Raw genomic sequence first — 17,454 nt, 5'->3', positions numbered from 1 at the left:
GCCAGGCCGCCGGCTTCAGATCAGCAAGAGGAAACGCATCATGTCAGTCGAAGAAGCAGTTCCCGAGGAATTTGAAGGGAACGTGACGGCCGATCCGGTCTATTTCCGGATTTTCTTTGCCGCAGTCACACCGAACGGAGCACTTGAGTACAAGGATCAGACGTCTGAGAACGGCGCTTTCAGCGCCTCCTTTACTCAGCTAACGAATTCAAGCTTTGCCACCGAACGGCTCAACGCATCCGTGACCCAGGAAGGCTACGTTGCCCTGCTTGCGGAAGACAGCGGGTCCGGAAACCTGGCCTATATCCGCGAAAACCGGGACGAAAACGCACCACAGCGTTTTGCTGACCCGCTTGATCTCGGCAAACCGGCCGGCGTTCCAGGTTTCAATGATACGTTGCTGATCAACGGCGTCACCGGTCGGCAGAACGTTTTCGTCACAAGTTCGGCGCCGGACAACGCCATCTGGTGGCGCTTCCAGAACAACAACACGGTACAGATGGAAACCATCACGGTGGTCCCGCCAGGCACGACGACACCAATTGAAGTTACGGTACCGGTCGAAATTCCACCGAGCCAGCCATGGGCGGACTGGCAACAAATGGCAGGGGCACTGCGGAGCCTCGCCGCAACCCAGAATGCCGATGGCCGCATCATTCTCACCGGCATCAATTTGGACAGCGTGCCTTATCTGAACTTCCAGTCCACCGACAGGCCGCTTCTGCCGGAGGGCTGGGAAGGTTGGCAAGATATCAGTGGCGGCCTGACCGGCTTCGAACAGCTTGTCCTTTGCATCGACGGCAATGCGCTCGTTCACATCTTTGCCCGCATCGGAAACAAGATTTACATGAAAGCTCAGGACGAAGTCAGTTCACTCGACTTCTCCGACTGGGCACTGTTTGCAACGTTTGATGCGCCTGTCGGCAGCATGGCCGCTTCCAACTCCTCCAACGGAGGAATTTATCTGGTTGCGCTGACTGTCTCAGGATCCGACAGTCCGGTCTACGCAAGCTACCAGACCAGTTCCGTGGAAACCTCCTGGACGGCTCCACGGGTCATTGCCCATGCGGATGGCGGCAGCACGCTCAAACTTCAGCCGAACGCCAATACGCTCCTGAGCCTTTTCGCCCTCGATCCGGCGTCAAACACGGCTTCCTACCTGCCTCAGATATCGCTTGATCACTGGTCGGCAACCTGGACTTCCCTGGGCGGACCGCTTTCCGTAAGCGCGCTGACCCGGGACGTCACGCCGAACACCGAATGACGACCGCGCTTGCGATCGATCTGCCGATGCCGCAGACAGACATGTCCCTGGCCCCGCGCGCACGCGCGGCGGCCCGGGGCATCACCTACCGGGCCTTGCATTCGGGCGATCTTCCGTTCCTGGCAAGCCTATACCGTTCGACGCGCGAGGCAGAGCTTGCGCGCACTCCATGGACGGAAGCCGATAAGCAGGCCTTTATCGCGATGCAATTCGAGGCCCAGCACAGACATTATCAGGAGCATTATCCTGATGCCCTCTGGCTGGTGATAGAACGAGACGCCAGACCTGTTGGCAGGCTTTATCTGGAACGCTGGACCCGCGAACACCGGATTATCGACATCGCCTTGATACCCGAAGTACAAGGACAAGGCCTTGGCAGCGCCGTTTTGCAGGACCTGATGGAAGAGGCGCGAGACGCTGGAAAAGCGCTTTCCATTCATGTCGAAAAGGAAAATCCTGCCATGCGACTCTATCACCGCCTCGGCTTCGAAAAGCGGGGAAACAAGGGCGTCTATGACCTCATGGAACACCCCTGCCGAACCTGAAGCAGCGAGCCCGGCCACCAGACTGCGGCGGCCACCAGCCTGTCAGACAGTATGCGATCAGGTGAACACGGCTTCATACTGAATGCCGGCTTCCTTCTGCGCAACCGGAACCAGAAACACGTCCTGCTCGCCGAAATCCGGCCGATAGAGCCTGTAGATGGATTGCTCCAGCAATGGCTCCTGCGGACCTTGCCACAACGTGGAAAAAGCCCCTCCCTGCCGCTCGCCGGAGCCCATCAATTTGACCTCCACGAGGGACAACTGGATATCAGCCGGAACCGACCTGACCTCGAACACCTGATCCAGCAGCTTTTCAAAGTCGTGAAGGGTCAGTGTTTTCAAGTCGGTCATCAATTTCTCCAAACCATCTATCCAAATGTCCCGGCGTCGACGCGGGGACGAGCAATTAAAAAGTTGTAGTTCAAACTTCCAACAACCGTAAAGGGGCGATTGCAAAACCTGTTGCATACCTTTTGAGAACAAGGGCGAAGCCCGTCATTCAAGCCGTGCATTCCTCCTGCATTGGCGCAACGCAGGAGGAATGACTTCTTCTTTCAAAAGCCAATTCCCGGATCAGCAAGGCACCAGCCCGCCTCCGGTCCGACGTCGTAGCGTTCAGTGATCGACGGGGCTTTCCTCACCAAGCCTTTTCGCCAGCCGGCGCAGAACAGCCTTGTTCCGACTGGTAACCGTTGAGCGTTTCCAGCCGTATTTTTCGCAGATCCGGGAAAACTTGCCGCCGCCCGCCTTGCACATCACTTCGAACTGCAGGGCGCGGCGCGCATCCGGGTCCTCGATCAGGGAGAACCAGGTGATCGCCTCTTCAGCCCGGCTGATCGCCCGGGGCGGGTAGGTGCGACGACGCCGGGCGATCTTGCCCTGGCATTCGGGCCAGCTTGCCAGAACCGCCCGCGGTCCGTCACCCTTTCCGGTTACCGCAATCACTTCGACAGCCTCCGTCAACCGGGCCAGGATCTGGTCAGGTACGCTTGTTTCCATATCGTCTCTCTTGAAACTGTAGTGGGCACAGAACCGCGCGGCCGCTCAAACGGCCCCGCGGCAGCAAAGATGCAGGCCTGAGGCGGTTATTTGCCCTGGCCCTCACGCTCTTTCTGGTAGCCCTCTTCCCACAAACCGAAATAATCGGCCTTCGGCGGATAAGGATTGTCCTCACGGGACTTGCCTTCCCGGCACGCGGTCGCTCCGCGTTCGAAGGCAAAAATCTGTGCCTTCGTCAGGTAACCGTTCATGTTCAAAACCCCCTCTCTCAAAATACCGGTGAAAGATCCGTCCGGCGCCGCCTCCCCCCGAGCGCGGCAAGCCAAGCGTGCAACCCCTGAGCGACTCAATACAGCCGAAGATTGACGGCCGCAGTGTAATCAACCGACACCAACTGACAATAGTGCTCATGCAGCGATCCCCTCCCGACCCGTTTCCAGGAGTTTGTCAAGTTCGTAGGAGAGCAGAACGGCGAGCGTAAGGGTCGGAGCGGAGGGGTTTATATGTCTTGCACTGCCAAGCAACTCTTCCAGATCGATCCTGTCGAACTGGTCCAGAAAACCTCGCCGTTCCACCCAGTCCGGCTTGTTCAAGACAAGCCAGGACACGGCAGTAAAGCATGGCGCTGACCAGTTCCCCCGGTTCTCCGCGGTGTTGATCAGACCGAAGACGAGGCGCAGATGTTCCGCCCCGTGTTTCGTCAGCAGGGTCTGGCAAGTTCTGCGGGCCTTCGACTGGTGCCGACCTTGCACCCGTCTGGTGTGGCTGATGAAATGAACGCCATACTCAGCAGCGATCCTGTCGACCAGTCCTCCCGAAGCCATCAGACCCGACCTTTCTTTTCCGCCGCGATACCTTGCACCGCTGCAAAAGCCGCTTCTGCCTTTTCCCTGGCCGTACGCGGCAATTGTTCACTATTTGTTCTTTTTGCGAAGGGCGCTTGCCTCATGTGCTGCCTGCTCCCGACAACACCCGGATTGCCCTTCGGGCTGGAACTGCCGCGCACGTCCCTGCCCTGCTTCAGGTTCCGCAACTCCAGAGTCAGCAACCTGTTGCGCGCTTTTTCCAACGCGAACTCGTCTTCCAGCCGGGCACTCGGTCGTTCCGCCCTGATCCTCAGATGCGCAACCTTTGCCTGCGCTTCCTCAATTTCGTCCTTCAGGTCCCTCATCGGCCGGTCTCCTCTGCCATTTGTCGAAGGATTGTCTGAGCTTCCATCGTCACTCCCACGCATTCACTTGATGACTCAAATTTTGTACGCTTATTGCGTACGTATGTCAACTGGACTCCGTACGTTTTTACTGCTAATACGTATGCATCTTACGTGACCTGGTGACCGAATTATGGATATGGACGAACAATCTGCAGTCTCCCGCCAGCTTGTGGACCTGAAGGACCGCAGCGGCCTGTCGATCCGCGCCATCGCACGGGCCATGGGCTATCAGAACGCCTCTTCCATCCAGCGCTATTTCAGCGCCGACTACCTGAAACCTGCACTGCCGTCGGATTTCGTGGCGAAGCTTCTTCCTGTCCTCCTGGGCAAGGGCGAGCAACCGATCACCCGGGAAGACATTCTTGCGCTCGCCCCCGATTCCATCACCGATCTGGATGCCTCCAGCGCACCGTCAAGAGCCGCTACACCTCTGGAGATCAAGGGCCAGGTGGCTGCCGGCCTCTGGATGGAGTCCGGACTGTTCGAGACGGACGCCACCAAGAAAACCAGTTTCGCGGGAGACCTTCGCTTTCCGAGCGAAAGCCAATATCTGTTGCAAATCAATGGCGAAAGCCTCAACCGGATCGCATGGAGCGGCGATTTGATCCTGTGCGTCGACTATCTGGAAGCCGGCATCGAGATCAAGTCGGGAGACCTTGCCGTCGTGGAGCGGACCAGAGATGGTGGCCATACCATCGAACGCACCGCCAAGCGGATCATTCGCCGGAACGGCCAGATAGAACTGCAACCGGAATCCAACGATCCGCGCTTTCAGGAGCCGGTGATCTTCAACGAGCACGATGAAGAAGCAACGGAAGTCCGCATCATAGCCAAGGTATTGAGCGTCATCCGGCAGGTCGTCTAGCGCCGCCGACCCCGCCTCCACTTCTTCTCAGGCCGAAATTCGGCCCGCCCCCTCGCGCATTTCGCGCAACCGGTCTATCGCGACCGATCACGTCTTGACGCGACGCCAACACTTCGGGGCGGTCATACGCTTTTGTCATATAGCCGATTAACGAAGATTTGACATGTACGCAATTTGCGTATACGCTTTCAACGTATTTTAGATGGAGGCTTTTTTGGCTTTGAACCTCGACATGTCGTTCTATTCAGTGATTTGCGAACTCGGAAACTGCTTCTATACGCCGGAAACCGATCTGGCAGACATGAGCCTGCACAGGATCATCGAGGATCTTCAGGCCGGGCAACTCGAGAAGGTTCAGGCGGTTCTGGAATTCAATCCCGCGGAAGGCTGGTGCAACGACATCACCAGCGCGGTCCTGTCCGCCGCCTTCCCCGAGATCGGGGAAGACGAGGAGGAAACCGCGGAAAACTGGTCAGACTATCGAACCGAACGTCTGACCGCCCGGCTTGCCGGTGTCACGGCCAGGGTCGCGGCCTGACGCCGAAAGACAAGGCGAAGCGCCTGCCGGTGGTCAGACGGCAGCAAGCAGGTGCCGCGCCCTGGAAAGCCGGCTTTTCACCGTTCCGACGGCCACACCCGTCTGCTTGGCAATTTGCCCGGTGGACAGGCCCGAAAACACCCGCAATTCGAGAGCATCCCTGTCTTCCGGCCGAAGTCCGGCGATGCCCCTGGCAACGTCTTCCAGCTCCAGATGCTTTTCCTGAGCGGGCGCTGCCTGGGTTTCCTGAAGCCAGTCCTCGATGGGCAGGTGGTCACCCCGCCGGGCAAGCCATTTTCTTTCGTCGCGATAGGCATTGCGGGCAATCGTGAACAGCCAGCGGCGCAGCTGCGTACCGCAGTGGAAGCTGGCGTGATGCCGCAGCGCCTTTTCCAGCGAGGTCTGCATCAGATCATCACCGGCTTCAGGGTTTCGCGTAAGAGAGCGGGCGTATCTGCGCAGATGCGGGATTTCGCTCTGAAGGTCTCTGGTGAAGTCGTCCTTGGTGCAGGCCATCGTGACATTCCTGTTCTGCTGTTTCTGGACGAGATGTAAGAGGTGACGGTGTTGGCAGAAGCGCGCTCAAGAGCTTGTCATCGCGGTTTGAAAAACAGATGCAAAACGGCCTCTTCAGCTCCCACGCCTTTCACGGGTCGGTGAGCCGGGCACCGCTTGCCGAATGATCATGATGAACGCGTGCGTGGTGTCAAAACACGCGCCTCGCAAGGCTTGAACCCTCTCACAGGGCCTCATGTTTTTGTGTTGATGTTATTACCGCCACCGCCGCAACCGATCAGCATTCGTGTCGTTGTTCCCGGCATGAACAGCCTGCGGGGCAAACAGCGCTCTGCAGTCATTCATGAGTTTAAACAGACACATGGAGCAAGATCATGCGTACTTCTAAGAAAATTCTGTCGACCCTGCTGACCGCAGCCTTTGTATCCGGCGCGCTGGCCGGCAATGCCTTCGCCATCGACCCGGACGACACCCGCGGTGATCTCAACGGCGACAAGCCTGTTTCCGTCCGCATCCAGCAGACCGTCAATGCAAAGGCTCTGGCTGAAGCGCGCAGCGGCAATCTGCTGATCCTGCCGGTTGTCGGCAGTTACAATGGCGAAGAGCGGCTGACAGTTGCCCAGCAACAGGTCGCCGGTGCAAGGGCACAGGGTGCCAGGGCGAAGAAGCCGCTGCATATCCTGCCTTTCCAGGGCGACTGGAACGGTACAGCAAAAGCCGGTTTCCCGCACAAGTAAGGTCTTTTCAAACCTTCCAAGAAAGGGCCGCGCGTCTAGCGCGGCCTTTCTCGTTTTTCGGCCGGGACTATCTGCTTCGCCGGTGCTCGCGCGGCGACTGGCCGAATTCCTGCCGGTAGGCTCGGGTCATTGCACTCGCGTTGCGATAGCCGCAACGCTCTGCAATTTCGGCAATCCCCAGCATGGTCAATTCCACAAGCCGGCGCGCCTCGCGCAGGCGGATCGCCTTGTAGACCCCCAGTGGCGTCATCGACATTTCCCGCTGGAACCGGTGCTCCAGGGTACGCTGGTCCACCTTCAGCTGCCGGGCAAGATCTTCAATCGGCATCGGTGCCTCGATGGTCCGCCGCATCAGCGCAGTCGCGCTGCGCACCAGGGCATCCGCCGACAAACGCTTGTGCGGATCGTGCATGTCCAGCTTGTCGCCATACATGAACAGGGCTGCCACCTCGAGCGCGAACATCGGGCTGTGATGCCGCTTGATCAGCTCCAGCGCCAGTTCGAATGTGGTCGACGCCCCGCCGCAGGTACAGATGTTGCCATCAAGTACAAAACGGTCCTCCACTGCATCGACATCCGGAAATCTTTCGGCAAATCCCGTCAGTTCATCCCAGTGGATCGTTGCCTTGCGGCCTTCCAGCAAACCGGCGGCCGCCAACAGCCATGCGCCGGTATCCATGCCGACCAACGTGCCGAACCGTTGCCTTGCGGCCTTCAAGGCGCGCACGGTTGACTGACCTGCAAAAGCCTCGAAACCGTAGCTCGGCATGATGAAGAGATAATCGCCACCAGGCTTTGCCTCCGACCAGGCAGACGTCGCCACCGGCAGACCGCTGGACGACGTGACGGTCCCTCCGGCAAGGCTCACGTGCTGCCAGGAATAGAGCTGCTTTCGGGCAATCGTGTTTGCTGCCCGGAACGGCTCGATCGCATTTGCCAGGCAGTGGTTCGAAAAGCTTTCGAACAACAGCACGCAGATTTTTCGAACCGAATTCGATTTTTGTGAAATCGGCATGATTTCAAACCAAAATTGCACAATGGAGCAAGCCCGTTTGTCTCACTCTCGTCGACCTGAGGCAAGAGGAGATTCCGATGCATTTTGGGCTGAGCGAAGAACAGGAGATGATCGTCTCCACGGTCCGGTCCTTCGTTGAAAACGAGATTTACCCGCATGAGGAACTTGTCGAGAAGACGGGCCAGGTGCCCGCCGAACTCGGCGAGGAGATCAAGCGCAAATGTATCGATCTCGGCTTCTACGCCTGTAACTTCCCGGAAGAAGTGGGCGGCGCCGGCCTGAGCCATCTTGATTTCACCCTGGTGGAACGGGAACTGGGGCGCGGATCGATGGCGCTGAACCACTTTTTCGGCCGTCCCCAGAACATCCTGATGGCCTGCAAGGGCGAGCAGATCGAGCGCTACCTTCTGCCGGCCGTGCGCGGCGAGAAGATGGACGCGCTGGCCATGACCGAACCCGATGCCGGCTCGGATGTGCGCGGCATGAAATGCCAGGCGGTGCGCGACGGAGGAGACTGGGTGGTCTCCGGCTCCAAGCATTTCATCTCCGGCGCCGAACACGCGGATTTCTTCATCGTATTTGTGGCGACAGGCGTTGACGAAACACCAAAAGGCCCCAAGAAGCGCATCACCTGTTTTCTGGTCGACCGGGGCACACCCGGCTTCGAGGTGCGCGACGGCTATCGCTCCGTCAGCCATCGGGGCTACAAGAACTGCATTCTTTATTTCGACAATTGCCGCCTGCCGGACGGCCAGGTGCTCGGCGAAGTCGACGGTGGCTTCGAGGTGATGAACGAATGGCTTTATGCCACCCGTCTGACGGTTGCCACCATGAGCGTTGGCCGCGCCCGTCGCTGTTTCGACTATGCGGTGAACTATGCCGCCGAGCGCAAGCAGTTCGGCCAGGCGATCGCCAAGTTCCAGGGCGTCAGCTTCCAGGTCGCCGACATGATCACCGAGATCGATGCCGCCGACTGGTTGACGCTTGCCGGAGCCTGGCGTCTCGACCAGGGTTTGCCCGCCAACCGTGAGATTGCAAGTGCCAAGGTTTACGCGACCGAAATGCTGGCGCGCGTCACCGACACGACGCTGCAGATCTTCGGCGGCATGGGTCTGATGGACGACTTCCCCATCGAACGTTTCTGGCGCGACGCCCGGGTGGAACGGATCTGGGATGGCACCAGCGAGATCCAGCGCCACATCATCAGTCGCGACATCTTCCGCCCGCTCGGAGCCTGATCCATGCGCTCACTCGAACGCCTGCTCCGGCCACGCACGGTCGCTGTTATCGGTGGCGGTTCCTGGTGCCGGAACGTGCTCCGGGAATGCCGCAAGGCCGGTTTTGAGGGTGATCTCTGGCCGATCCATCCGAGCCGTGAAGAGATCGACGGCTGCAGGGCCTATGCCACTGTGGAAGATCTTCCCGCCGCCCCCGACGCGGTCTTTATCGGCGTCAACCGGCACGTGACGGTCGAGATTGTCCGCTCGCTTTCACGCCTCGGTGCCGGTGGTGCCATCTGCTTTGCCTCCGGGTTCAGCGAAGCAATTCGGGAGCTTGCCGACGGCGCGGATCTTCAGGCCGCCCTGATCGAGGCGGCAGGCGAGATGCCGATCCTCGGCCCCAACTGCTATGGCTTTCTCAACGCGCTCGACGGCGCGGCCCTGTGGCCGGATCAGCATGGCCTGACCCCGGTCGACCGCGGTGTTGCGATCATCGCGCAATCGTCCAACATCGCGCTGAACCTGACCATGCAGACACGCGGCCTGCCGATTGCCTATCTAATGACCGCCGGCAATCAGGCCCAAACGGGCCTGTCCGCCATTGGCAGCGCCCTCCTGGACGATGACCGGGTCACCGCCATCGGTCTGCACATCGAAGGGCTCGATGATCTTGCCGCCTTTGAGGCTTTCGCACGCAAGGCGCACGCACTCGGCAAACCGGTTGTGGCCGTCAAGGTCGGCAGATCCGAGGCCGCCCAAGCCGCAACAGTCTCCCATACGGCCGCCCTTGCCGGTAGCACGGCAGGTTCCGACGCTCTTTTTAACCGGCTGGGCATTGCCCGGGTCGGCAGCCTGACAGCCCTTCTGGAAACCCTGAAGCTGGTCCACGTCGCAGGTCCATTGCCAAGCACCAACATTGTGTCCATGTCCTGCTCGGGCGGTGAAGCCAGCCTGATTGCCGACACCGCCGTCGGCCGTCGGATCACTTTCCCGCCGCTCGTTCCCGCGCAAAGAACCGCGCTGTCAGAGGCCCTCGGGCCCAAGGTCGCTCTCGCCAATCCACTCGACTACCACACCTACATCTGGGGTGACGGCGAGGCCATGACCCGGTGCTACACTGCCATGATGCAGGCGGACATCGCCCTTGGCATCGTCATTCTCGATATTCCGAGAATGGATCGCTGTGACCCGGAAGACTGGTTGAAGGTGATCGAGCCGGTGGAAGCGGCGATGAAAGCTTCCGGCAAACCGATGGCGATCCTGAGTTCGCTCCCCGAAACCATGCCGGAAACCTTTGCAGCCGATCTGATGAAGCGTGATCTCGTGCCTCTCTGCGGGCTGGACGATGCACTGACGGCCATTGAGGCGGCTGCCTTTCTGGCAAGACCACTTTCGCCGGAACCGATCCGGGTTCCTCAAGCTGTCGCTGATCCCCGCCTTCTTTCCGAACACGAGGCAAAAGCCTTGCTGCAAAAGCATGGCCTCAAGGTTCCCGCGAGCACTTTTGCAGAAGGTCCGGAAGCGGCAGCACGGGCTGCCGAAGATATCGGATACCCGGTGGTGCTGAAGGGCACCGGCATTGCCCACAAGACCGAAGCCGGAGCAGTCGCCCTCAATCTGCAATCGGCTTGCGAGGTCCACTCCGCCGCAAGCGGGATGCCGGCCTCGTCGTTTCTGGTGGAAGAGATGATCACCGCCAGCCTTGGCGAACTGCTGGTCGGCATTGTGCGGGATCCGGCTCACGGCTACGTCCTGACGCTCGCAGCAGGCGGCATCCTGACCGAACTTCTGGAAGACAGCACCTCGCTGATCGTTCCAGCAGGCGAGGACGAGATCAAAAAGGCCCTTGAAAATCTGAAGATCGGCCGTGTCCTGACCGGATATCGCGGCAAGCCGCCTTGCGATCTGGGAGCGATTGTTGAAGCTGTGCAGGCAGTGCAGAGCTTTGTTCTGTCGGCACCGGTCGAAGAAGTAGAAATCAACCCGTTGCTCTGCGGTGCGGACTTTGCCGTCGCCGCCGATGCACTGGTAAGAATGGGAGGGAACTGATGGAAAACCCCATCAAGACCGAAAGACGCGGCCACATACTGGCTGTCACGCTCGACCGGCCGAAGGCCAACGCCATTGACCTGATGACCAGCCGGATCATGGGAGACGTCTTCACCGACTTCCGGGACGATCCGGACCTGCGCGTCGCCATCGTGACCGGTGCCGGGGAAAAATTCTTCTGCCCCGGCTGGGACCTGAAGGCGGCCGCCGGTGGCGATGCCGTCGACGGAGATTACGGCAAGGGTGGCTTCGGCGGCCTGCAGGAGCTGCGCGGCCTCAACAAGCCGGTTATAGCAGCCGTCAACGGCATCTGCTGTGGCGGCGGGCTCGAGCTTGCCCTGTCTGCCGATATTATCCTGGCGGCGGAGCACGCCTCCTTCGCCCTGCCGGAAATTCGCTCAGGCACCGTGGCCGATGCCGCCAGCATCAAGCTGCCGAAGCGCATTCCCTATCACATCGCCATGGAAATGCTGCTGACCGGCCGCTGGATCGAAGCAGAGGAAGCCGCTCGCTGGGGCCTGATCAACCACATCTATCCTGGAAAGGACCTGATGGCGGAAGCCTGGAAACTGGCCGAGCTGCTCGCTTCCGGTCCCCCGCTTGTCTATGCGGCGCTGAAGGAAATCGTGCGCGAGGCAGAAGACATGAAATTCCAGGACGCGCTCAACCGCATCACCGGAAGCCAGTTCGAAACGGTCGAAAAGCTCTATCGCTCTGAAGACCAGAAGGAAGGCGCCCGCGCCTTTGCCGAAAAACGAGACCCGGTCTGGAAGGGCCGCTAGATCATCCTGCTTCGGCATGAACGCCAACAAGATGACCTGACACGCTAAAAACAATCAGTTTCCGGCAGTTCAATCGGTTCCGGTTGAACTGTCGCTGATCCAGGAGAACCAAATGCCATTGACCATGAACCGCGAAGTCTTCATCACCTGCGCCGTCACCGGGTCGGGCGGTACCCAGGACAAGTCTCCGCATGTGCCGCGCAGCCCGAAGCAGATCGCCGACAGCGCCATCGACGCCGCCAAGGCGGGGGCAGCCGTCGTCCATTGCCACGTGCGCGATCCGGAAACCGGCACCCCCTCCCGCCGGCTTGACCTCTACCGGGAAGTCACGGATCTCATCCGCGCCGCCGATGTGGATGTGGTCCTGAACCTCACCGCAGGCATGGGCGGCGACATCGTGTTCGGGTCCACGGAAAGCCCGTTGCCGCTGGTTGAAAAGGGAACCGACATGGTCGGCGCAACGGAGCGCATGGCCCATATTCGCGAGTGCCTTCCGGAAATCTGCACACTCGACTGCGGCACCATGAATTTCGCCGAAGCCGACTATGTCATGACCAACACCCCCGGCATGCTGCGTGCCATGGGAGCCATGATGACCGAACTTGGCGTGAAGCCGGAAATCGAAGCCTTCGACACCGGCCACCTCTGGTTTGCCAAGCAACTCGTCAAGGAAGGCACGCTTGCCTCCCCGGCATTGGTGCAGCTCTGCATGGGTGTGCCCTGGGGCGCGCCGAACGACCTCAATACCTTCATGGCCATGGTCAACGCCATTCCGGATGACTGGGCCTGGTCGGCCTTCAGTCTCGGCCGCGATCAGATGCCCTATGTGGCAGCCTCCATCCTGGCCGGTGGCAACGTGCGTGTTGGCCTCGAGGACAACATCTTCCTCGAAAAAGGCGTTCTTGCCACCAATGCACAGCTGGTCGAGAAGGCCGTCGGCGTTGTTGAAGGCATGGGTGCCAAGATCATCGGCCCGCAGGCCGTTCGTGAAAAGCTTGGCCTGACCAAACGTGCGCCGGTGAGCGCCTGACATGAGCCGCAGGATCCTCGTCACGGCCGGAGCGTCCGGGATCGGCCGCGCCATTGCGGAACGCTTCCTGGCAGACGGAGACGAAGTCGCGATCTGTGATGCGGATCCTGCAGCCGTTTCCGCATTCTCGGAAGCCAATGGCAAGGCGATCGCTGCTGTTGCCGATGTCACCAGCGAAGCGGAAATGTCCGCGTTCCTGAACGACCTCGAACACCGCTGGAAAGGCATCGACGTGGTCTGCGCCAATGCCGGCACGGGCGGCCCTGCAGGGGCGATCGAGACGCTGGACTACGCGGAGTGGCAACGCTGCGTCGCGACCAATCTCCACGGAGCCTTCCTGACCTGCCGCTGGGCGGCCAGAATGCTGAAAGCTCAGGGGCACGGTCTGATCACGCTCACCTCGTCGACCGCCGGACTTTACGGCTACCCGTTCCGCTCGCCATACGCCTCCGCAAAATGGGCGATTGTCGGCCTCACCAAGACGCTCGCAATGGAGCTCGGCCCCCACGGCATTCGCGTCAACGCGGTCTGCCCGGGCGCGGTGGAAGGGGAGCGGATGGATCGGGTCGTCGCGATGGAAGCCAGGGCGCGCGGCGAGACCGAAGAGGCCATTCGAGAGAGCTACGTCAAGGGTGTTTCACTCAAGACCTGGGTCACTGCCCAGGATGTGGCAAACACCATTCACTTTCTGGCGTCCGAAGCAGGCGCCCGCATTTCAGGACAGATCCTGGCCATCGACGGCCACACGGAGACACTTGCACCATGACCCAAAAAGCATGCATCGTCGGCGGCGGCGTGATTGGTGGCGGCTGGGCCGCCCGTTTCCTTTTGAACGGTTGGGACGTTGCCGTCTTCGACCCCGACCCGGAAGCCGAACGCAAGATCGGCGAAGTCATCGACAATGCGCGCCGCAGCCTGCCCGCGCTCTATGACAAGCGCCTGCCGGACGAAGGCAAACTGTCGTTCCATTCAGATCTTGCCGAGGCAGCCGCTGGTGCTGCCTGGGTGCAGGAAAGCGTTCCCGAACGCCTCGACCTCAAGCACAAGGTCCTGGGCAGCCTGACTGAGCTCGCGCCCAAGACCGCCGTCATCGGCTCGTCGACATCCGGCTTCAAGCCGTCCGAACTGACCAGCGAAGGCGCGCGCGTCGTCGTCGCCCACCCGTTCAACCCGGTCTATCTGCTGCCGCTGGTGGAACTTGTCGGTGATGCGGCCGAAACCGCTCGCGCAGCCGAGGTCCTGCGCAGCATCGGCATGTTCCCGCTTCATGTCCGCAAGGAGATCGACGCCCACATTGCCGACCGCTTCCTGGAAGCTGTCTGGCGCGAGGCGCTCTGGCTGGTGAAGGACGGCATTGCCACGACCGAAGAAATTGACGAGGCAATCCGCATGGGCTTCGGTCTGCGCTGGGCACAGATGGGCCTTTTTGAGACCTATCGTATCGCCGGCGGGGAAGCCGGCATGAAGCACTTCATGGCCCAGTTCGGTCCATGCCTCTCCTGGCCCTGGACCAAATTGATGGACGTGCCGGAGTTCACCGACGAGCTGGTCGACCTGATCGCCGGTCAGTCCGATGCCCAGTCCGGCCATCGCTCCATTCGCGAGCTGGAACGCCTGCGCGACGACAATCTCGTCGGCATGATGCGAGCGCTAAAGAAAAGCGGCAGCGGTGCAGGCGGCGTTCTCAACACCCATGAACGGGCTTTGGCGGCACCGGCGGAGGCTGAACTGCCGATCATGGGAGACCGCCAGATCCCGCAGAGCTGGACCGACTACAACGGCCACATGAACGAGGCGCACTACCTGGAAGCAGGTGCTGCCGCAACCGACCGGTTCATGGAGCTGATCGGCGCGGATGCCGACTATATCGCGTCCGGCAAGAGCTACTTCACCGTTGAAAATCACCTGCGCTACCTGGACGAGCTTCTGGCGGGTGAACGCCTGACGGTCACGACCCAGGTGCTCCAGGGGGAAGGCAAGAAGATGCAGCTGTTCCACTTCCTGAAAAACGCTGACGGCAAACTTGCCGCGACCATGGAGACCCTTCTGCTCCATGTCGATCTCAACACCCGCGCCAGTTCCCTGCCGGGAGCGGAAGTCGGCGAGAAGCTCAAGGCCTTCGCCGATGCCCACAAGGCCCTGCCTTTTCCGGAAGGTGCCGGCCGCTTCGTCGGACAGAAGGCGGTCTGATCAGACGCCGTCCGCGGTCAAAGGAACCGCGGACGGGCCTGTTTTGTTGGGCGGTCCTATTGGGCCGGCTGAACCATGAACCCGGCCACGATACCTTCGGCGTCGGAATAGACACCCGGCCGCGCGAACAGATCGCATCTTCCCGACCCGGCAGACCAGTTGAACCCGAGGCAGGTGCGTTCCGTGCAGAGCGTCTCGCACTGGCCGGCCGATCCCGCCTGCAGGCTTTCATCCGGCTGTCCGGGAAAGCCCTTGTTCTGTTTGGTGAACGTCTGGACAGGCACGCTCAGATTGGGTTTGAGAGACCCGGCGGCAGCCCGCTGCACATAGGTGTCGGCCTTGGAAAGAAGATAGAGCCTGCCATTGCTGTTACCGACGGACTTTTGAATGCAGATCCGGTTCCATCGGTCATGGGTCACGGCATCGCAACCGCTTCTGGCGCCACAGGACGAGATACAGTCCTCCGCGCTCATGTTGCGGAGCACACCATCCGGCAGATCACCACCGTAAAGATCATAACCGCTCAGGCGAACGAAACCGCCCTCGCCTGACGCAGCAGTTGCAGATGCGGGTGCACTTGCATTCTGTTCGGCTACGTTTCTTTCGGCCTGCTGGTCAAGCTTCAGGGAAGCCGACAGCAGATACCAGTAAGGCGCGGAAAATTCCTCGGCCTCCCCGTCACCGAAATCGTCACCAACGGAATACTGCTCGAAACGGACACTGAGCGGACTGTAATCGGTATCCCAAAACCGTTTCCAGTCGTCGGAAATCCGGACCGAACAGCCAAGCGCAGAGAATTTGCTCGGAGTATCATAATTGAAGACCTTGCCGACCAGGTCCTCTCCCTGCCTTGTCAGCACCACTTTCCGGTCTCCATCCGGATCGCCGATCAGGATTTCGTCGTAGTATTGTGAACTGGTCGTATATCCCGGCCGACCATCCATCAGATTGGCCGCATAGGCGTTGTCGCAGATATTTGCGATTTCACGTTCCGTAATCGAGGCTGGCGGTGTCAATCCGGTGACGGTGATATTGGCCAGCACCGCATCGCCGATGCTCTCTATGTGGAACATGTTTTCGGGGCGCGTGCCGAGGATCCGCTGATAGAGGAAATCCGTCATGGCCTCGACGTCGTGCTCTTCGCTCAGCTTGATATCGAAAAAGGATTCGGCAGCCTTCAGCGCAATCGCAAAGGCGGTCTGGACTTCGCTGGCAGGGTAACTGTTCTCGTTGGGCAGGTTGAGGCTAGGCGAATGGAAACCGAGCTTGCCCCCTGGACGCAGAGAGCGCATCTGAAAGCGGATCACGGCTGTCCCGATCCGCATGCTGCCACCAAGGAAAGCCAGCGAACAGGCGGATTCGCACCGTTCTCCCGAACGCACCATGGTTGCGATATCCTGGTCCCAGATCGTGTCGAACAGCCGCTTTCCTTCCGCAAAGCTGCCCCCGGGGCTATCGAGGCACAGCGTGATGCCTTGCGAGTTGATCGGCAGAACCCTGAGCTTTTCCGCATCCCCCGAGACGATCTGACCCCGCAAATGATAGTCGCAACCTTCCGCGTTCGACGGAAACACATCGGCCGCTTTTGCCACCGTTGCGGCAAGACAGAACAGGATAAACACCAGGCATCTCGAAATCATGGGCACTCCTTCTCCAGGCAGTCCGTTTAAATAGTTTTGGCAGGGCTGATCGGGCACCCGAAAAAACCGGAGCCTCAGGTCGACCGGTACGGCCGGTCCTGGAATGAAATCGTCATCTCGAAATCGTTTTTCAAAACAGGCGACGAAGCAGCAATAGACCAAATATCGAAGCGTGTCTTCAACCCGCCGGTTGCGGTGACCGGCCCGCTTTCAGGTACCTCGCCAGACGCGCGATTGGGGTATCGACCCCATACTGACACCCCGCTCGTTCTGGCACCTTTCTCTCATCGAAAGATCGATACCCCCTCCGAAAGGAGATTATTCAAGAGAAAGGAATTGACCAATGAAAGCCCTTGCCAAAACCGCAGCAGCCGCCAGCGTTCTCGCCATTGCAGGCGTTGCCTCCCTCGGAGCCGTGACCCCGGCCGCCGCCCTGTTCGACATCTGCAAGAAGGTCAACATCACGGTGAAGAACAACACCGGCCAGCCGATCCAGCTTTACGATCTCGATTACCGTGACCTCGGTTCCAACCGCTGGCGCTCGGAAAACATTTCCAACCGCGTCATCGCCCACGGTGGCACCTACAAGGTCACCCGGAACCTGGAAGGCGTGAACAACGCCAGCACCTTTGTCCGGGTCCAGTTCCGCAAGCTGAAATCCAACGGCCGCTGGAACCTCCTCAAAACCTGGTACGCGGACTCCAGCACCTCGGTTTGCCGCAAGGGCGCAAGCTACCGCATCGTGTTCCGGTAACACCCGGCAAACACACCAAGGCCGCGCCGTGAGGGCGCGGCTCTTGCCCGGCACATTACCCAACCTTTCCCCATCACCCCGACACCCGGACCTTTCC

20 protein-coding genes are annotated in these 17,454 nt (G+C 60.1%); 12 read left to right on the top strand and 8 right to left on the bottom strand.

Features of this window, described 5'->3' with window-relative positions; genetic code table 11:
* The first annotated feature begins 40 nt into the window (after nucleotides 1–40).
* Together B0E33_RS20850 and B0E33_RS20845 are read left to right on the top strand one after the other, a co-directional pair.
* The gene (locus tag B0E33_RS20850; RefSeq protein WP_077292314.1) at nucleotides 41–1,264 is read left to right on the top strand and encodes a DUF8189 domain-containing protein; all 1,224 of its coding nucleotides are present in this window, start codon (nucleotides 41–43) and stop codon (nucleotides 1,262–1,264) included.
* A complete protein-coding gene (locus tag B0E33_RS20845; protein ID WP_077292313.1) occupies nucleotides 1,261–1,809 on the top strand; it encodes a GNAT family N-acetyltransferase in 549 nt (182 codons plus the stop codon). Before B0E33_RS20850 ends, B0E33_RS20845 begins: the two co-directional genes overlap by 4 nt.
* Nucleotides 1,810–1,866: 57 nt before the next feature.
* Here the strand turns inward: B0E33_RS20845 and B0E33_RS20840 are convergent, their stop codons facing one another.
* From B0E33_RS20840 to B0E33_RS20825, 5 genes are all read right to left on the bottom strand, one after another.
* The gene (locus tag B0E33_RS20840; RefSeq protein WP_031269092.1) at nucleotides 1,867–2,160 is read right to left on the bottom strand and encodes a DUF6916 family protein; all 294 of its coding nucleotides are present in this window, start codon (nucleotides 2,158–2,160) and stop codon (nucleotides 1,867–1,869) included.
* A gap of 264 nt (nucleotides 2,161–2,424) precedes the next feature.
* Nucleotides 2,425–2,808 carry a DUF6362 family protein gene (locus B0E33_RS20835; RefSeq protein WP_023000401.1) on the bottom strand — a complete coding sequence of 128 codons (384 nt, stop codon included), beginning with the start codon at nucleotides 2,806–2,808 and terminating at the stop codon, nucleotides 2,425–2,427.
* 86 nt (nucleotides 2,809–2,894) lie between these two features.
* Entirely contained in the window at nucleotides 2,895–3,059 is a 165-nt protein-coding gene (locus tag B0E33_RS30975) for a ribosome modulation factor (RefSeq protein ID WP_023000400.1), read from the bottom strand.
* 156 nt (nucleotides 3,060–3,215) lie between these two features.
* Nucleotides 3,216–3,632: a hypothetical protein gene (locus B0E33_RS20830; protein ID WP_077292312.1), complete on the bottom strand. Its 417-nt coding sequence runs from the start codon at nucleotides 3,630–3,632 to the stop codon at nucleotides 3,216–3,218.
* Nucleotides 3,632–3,979, bottom strand: a complete 348-nt coding sequence (locus B0E33_RS20825; protein ID WP_077292311.1) for a hypothetical protein — start codon at nucleotides 3,977–3,979, stop codon at nucleotides 3,632–3,634. The genes B0E33_RS20830 and B0E33_RS20825 overlap by 1 nt, the downstream gene beginning before the upstream one ends.
* A 178-nt stretch (nucleotides 3,980–4,157) precedes the next feature.
* On the opposite strand from B0E33_RS20825, the gene B0E33_RS20820 reads away from it, so the two are divergent.
* Complete coding sequence (locus B0E33_RS20820; RefSeq protein WP_167579577.1) at nucleotides 4,158–4,886, top strand: LexA family protein; 729 nt, start codon at nucleotides 4,158–4,160, stop codon at nucleotides 4,884–4,886.
* Nucleotides 4,887–5,100: 214 nt separating this feature from the next.
* Nucleotides 5,101–5,424: a hypothetical protein gene (locus B0E33_RS20815; RefSeq protein ID WP_152505949.1), complete on the top strand. Its 324-nt coding sequence runs from the start codon at nucleotides 5,101–5,103 to the stop codon at nucleotides 5,422–5,424.
* Nucleotides 5,425–5,457: 33 nt separating this feature from the next.
* Here the strand turns inward: B0E33_RS20815 and B0E33_RS20810 are convergent, their stop codons facing one another.
* The gene (locus B0E33_RS20810) at nucleotides 5,458–5,940 is read right to left on the bottom strand and encodes an RNA polymerase sigma factor (protein ID WP_023000395.1); all 483 of its coding nucleotides are present in this window, start codon (nucleotides 5,938–5,940) and stop codon (nucleotides 5,458–5,460) included.
* 374 nt (nucleotides 5,941–6,314) lie between these two features.
* On the opposite strand from B0E33_RS20810, the gene B0E33_RS20805 reads away from it, so the two are divergent.
* Nucleotides 6,315–6,677, top strand: a complete 363-nt coding sequence (locus B0E33_RS20805; RefSeq protein WP_023000394.1) for a hypothetical protein — start codon at nucleotides 6,315–6,317, stop codon at nucleotides 6,675–6,677.
* A 67-nt stretch (nucleotides 6,678–6,744) separates the two neighbouring features.
* Here B0E33_RS20805 and B0E33_RS20800 read toward each other — a convergent pair whose 3' ends face one another.
* Nucleotides 6,745–7,692: a GlxA family transcriptional regulator gene (locus tag B0E33_RS20800; RefSeq protein ID WP_077293501.1), complete on the bottom strand. Its 948-nt coding sequence runs from the start codon at nucleotides 7,690–7,692 to the stop codon at nucleotides 6,745–6,747.
* 77 nt (nucleotides 7,693–7,769) lie between these two features.
* Between B0E33_RS20800 and B0E33_RS20795 the strand changes: the two genes are divergently transcribed.
* The 6 genes from B0E33_RS20795 to B0E33_RS20770 all read left to right on the top strand — a co-directional run bounded on the left by B0E33_RS20795 (nucleotide 7,770) and on the right by B0E33_RS20770 (nucleotide 14,963).
* Nucleotides 7,770–8,930 carry an acyl-CoA dehydrogenase family protein gene (locus tag B0E33_RS20795; protein ID WP_077292308.1) on the top strand — a complete coding sequence of 387 codons (1,161 nt, stop codon included), beginning with the start codon at nucleotides 7,770–7,772 and terminating at the stop codon, nucleotides 8,928–8,930.
* 3 nt (nucleotides 8,931–8,933) lie between these two features.
* Nucleotides 8,934–10,961 carry an acetate--CoA ligase family protein gene (locus B0E33_RS20790; RefSeq protein ID WP_077292307.1) on the top strand — a complete coding sequence of 676 codons (2,028 nt, stop codon included), beginning with the start codon at nucleotides 8,934–8,936 and terminating at the stop codon, nucleotides 10,959–10,961.
* Nucleotides 10,961–11,743: a carnitinyl-CoA dehydratase gene (locus B0E33_RS20785; RefSeq protein ID WP_023000390.1), complete on the top strand. Its 783-nt coding sequence runs from the start codon at nucleotides 10,961–10,963 to the stop codon at nucleotides 11,741–11,743. The genes B0E33_RS20790 and B0E33_RS20785 overlap by 1 nt, the downstream gene beginning before the upstream one ends.
* Nucleotides 11,744–11,855: 112 nt before the next feature.
* On the top strand, nucleotides 11,856–12,773 hold the full coding sequence (gene bcoG / locus B0E33_RS20780) for a 3-dehydrocarnitine:acetyl-CoA trimethylamine transferase BcoG (protein ID WP_031269089.1): 918 nt from the start codon (nucleotides 11,856–11,858) through the stop codon (nucleotides 12,771–12,773).
* A gap of 1 nt (nucleotide 12,774) precedes the next feature.
* Nucleotides 12,775–13,539 (top strand): SDR family oxidoreductase, encoded by a 765-nt coding sequence (locus tag B0E33_RS20775; RefSeq protein ID WP_077292306.1) that lies wholly within the window; start codon nucleotides 12,775–12,777, stop codon nucleotides 13,537–13,539.
* Complete coding sequence (locus tag B0E33_RS20770; RefSeq protein WP_077292305.1) at nucleotides 13,536–14,963, top strand: carnitine 3-dehydrogenase; 1,428 nt, start codon at nucleotides 13,536–13,538, stop codon at nucleotides 14,961–14,963. The genes B0E33_RS20775 and B0E33_RS20770 overlap by 4 nt, the downstream gene beginning before the upstream one ends.
* Nucleotides 14,964–15,019: 56 nt before the next feature.
* Here B0E33_RS20770 and B0E33_RS20765 read toward each other — a convergent pair whose 3' ends face one another.
* On the bottom strand, nucleotides 15,020–16,603 hold the full coding sequence (locus B0E33_RS20765; RefSeq protein ID WP_077292304.1) for a PAN domain-containing protein: 1,584 nt from the start codon (nucleotides 16,601–16,603) through the stop codon (nucleotides 15,020–15,022).
* Nucleotides 16,604–16,946: 343 nt separating this feature from the next.
* Between B0E33_RS20765 and B0E33_RS20760 the strand changes: the two genes are divergently transcribed.
* A complete protein-coding gene (locus tag B0E33_RS20760) occupies nucleotides 16,947–17,357 on the top strand; it encodes a hypothetical protein (protein WP_077292303.1) in 411 nt (136 codons plus the stop codon).
* Nucleotides 17,358–17,454 lie beyond the last annotated feature (97 nt).

The sequence above is a fragment of the Roseibium algicola genome, assembly GCF_001999245.1.
GTDB lineage: Bacteria > Pseudomonadota > Alphaproteobacteria > Rhizobiales > Stappiaceae > Roseibium > Roseibium algicola.
This window is presented reverse-complemented; position numbering and strand designations above follow the sequence as displayed.

Bases quoted from the DNA above. Each gene is read 5' to 3' on its own strand.
- B0E33_RS20850 (WP_077292314.1), top strand. From the start codon at position 41: ATGTCAGTCGAAGAAGCAGTTCCCGAGGAATTTGAAGGGAACGTGACG.
- B0E33_RS20845 (WP_077292313.1), top strand. From the start codon at position 1,261: ATGACGACCGCGCTTGCGATCGATCTGCCGATGCCGCAGACAGACATG.
- B0E33_RS20840 (WP_031269092.1), bottom strand. From the start codon at position 2,160: ATGACCGACTTGAAAACACTGACCCTTCACGACTTTGAAAAGCTGCTG.
- B0E33_RS20835 (WP_023000401.1), bottom strand. From the start codon at position 2,808: ATGGAAACAAGCGTACCTGACCAGATCCTGGCCCGGTTGACGGAGGCT.
- B0E33_RS30975 (WP_023000400.1), bottom strand. From the start codon at position 3,059: ATGAACGGTTACCTGACGAAGGCACAGATTTTTGCCTTCGAACGCGGA.
- B0E33_RS20830 (WP_077292312.1), bottom strand. From the start codon at position 3,632: ATGGCTTCGGGAGGACTGGTCGACAGGATCGCTGCTGAGTATGGCGTT.
- B0E33_RS20825 (WP_077292311.1), bottom strand. From the start codon at position 3,979: ATGAGGGACCTGAAGGACGAAATTGAGGAAGCGCAGGCAAAGGTTGCG.
- B0E33_RS20820 (WP_167579577.1), top strand. From the start codon at position 4,158: ATGGACGAACAATCTGCAGTCTCCCGCCAGCTTGTGGACCTGAAGGAC.
- B0E33_RS20810 (WP_023000395.1), bottom strand. From the start codon at position 5,940: ATGGCCTGCACCAAGGACGACTTCACCAGAGACCTTCAGAGCGAAATC.
- B0E33_RS20805 (WP_023000394.1), top strand. From the start codon at position 6,315: ATGCGTACTTCTAAGAAAATTCTGTCGACCCTGCTGACCGCAGCCTTT.
- B0E33_RS20800 (WP_077293501.1), bottom strand. From the start codon at position 7,692: ATGCCGATTTCACAAAAATCGAATTCGGTTCGAAAAATCTGCGTGCTG.
- B0E33_RS20795 (WP_077292308.1), top strand. From the start codon at position 7,770: ATGCATTTTGGGCTGAGCGAAGAACAGGAGATGATCGTCTCCACGGTC.
- B0E33_RS20790 (WP_077292307.1), top strand. From the start codon at position 8,934: ATGCGCTCACTCGAACGCCTGCTCCGGCCACGCACGGTCGCTGTTATC.
- B0E33_RS20785 (WP_023000390.1), top strand. From the start codon at position 10,961: ATGGAAAACCCCATCAAGACCGAAAGACGCGGCCACATACTGGCTGTC.
- bcoG (WP_031269089.1), top strand. From the start codon at position 11,856: ATGCCATTGACCATGAACCGCGAAGTCTTCATCACCTGCGCCGTCACC.
- B0E33_RS20775 (WP_077292306.1), top strand. From the start codon at position 12,775: ATGAGCCGCAGGATCCTCGTCACGGCCGGAGCGTCCGGGATCGGCCGC.
- B0E33_RS20770 (WP_077292305.1), top strand. From the start codon at position 13,536: ATGACCCAAAAAGCATGCATCGTCGGCGGCGGCGTGATTGGTGGCGGC.
- B0E33_RS20765 (WP_077292304.1), bottom strand. From the start codon at position 16,603: ATGATTTCGAGATGCCTGGTGTTTATCCTGTTCTGTCTTGCCGCAACG.
- B0E33_RS20760 (WP_077292303.1), top strand. From the start codon at position 16,947: ATGAAAGCCCTTGCCAAAACCGCAGCAGCCGCCAGCGTTCTCGCCATT.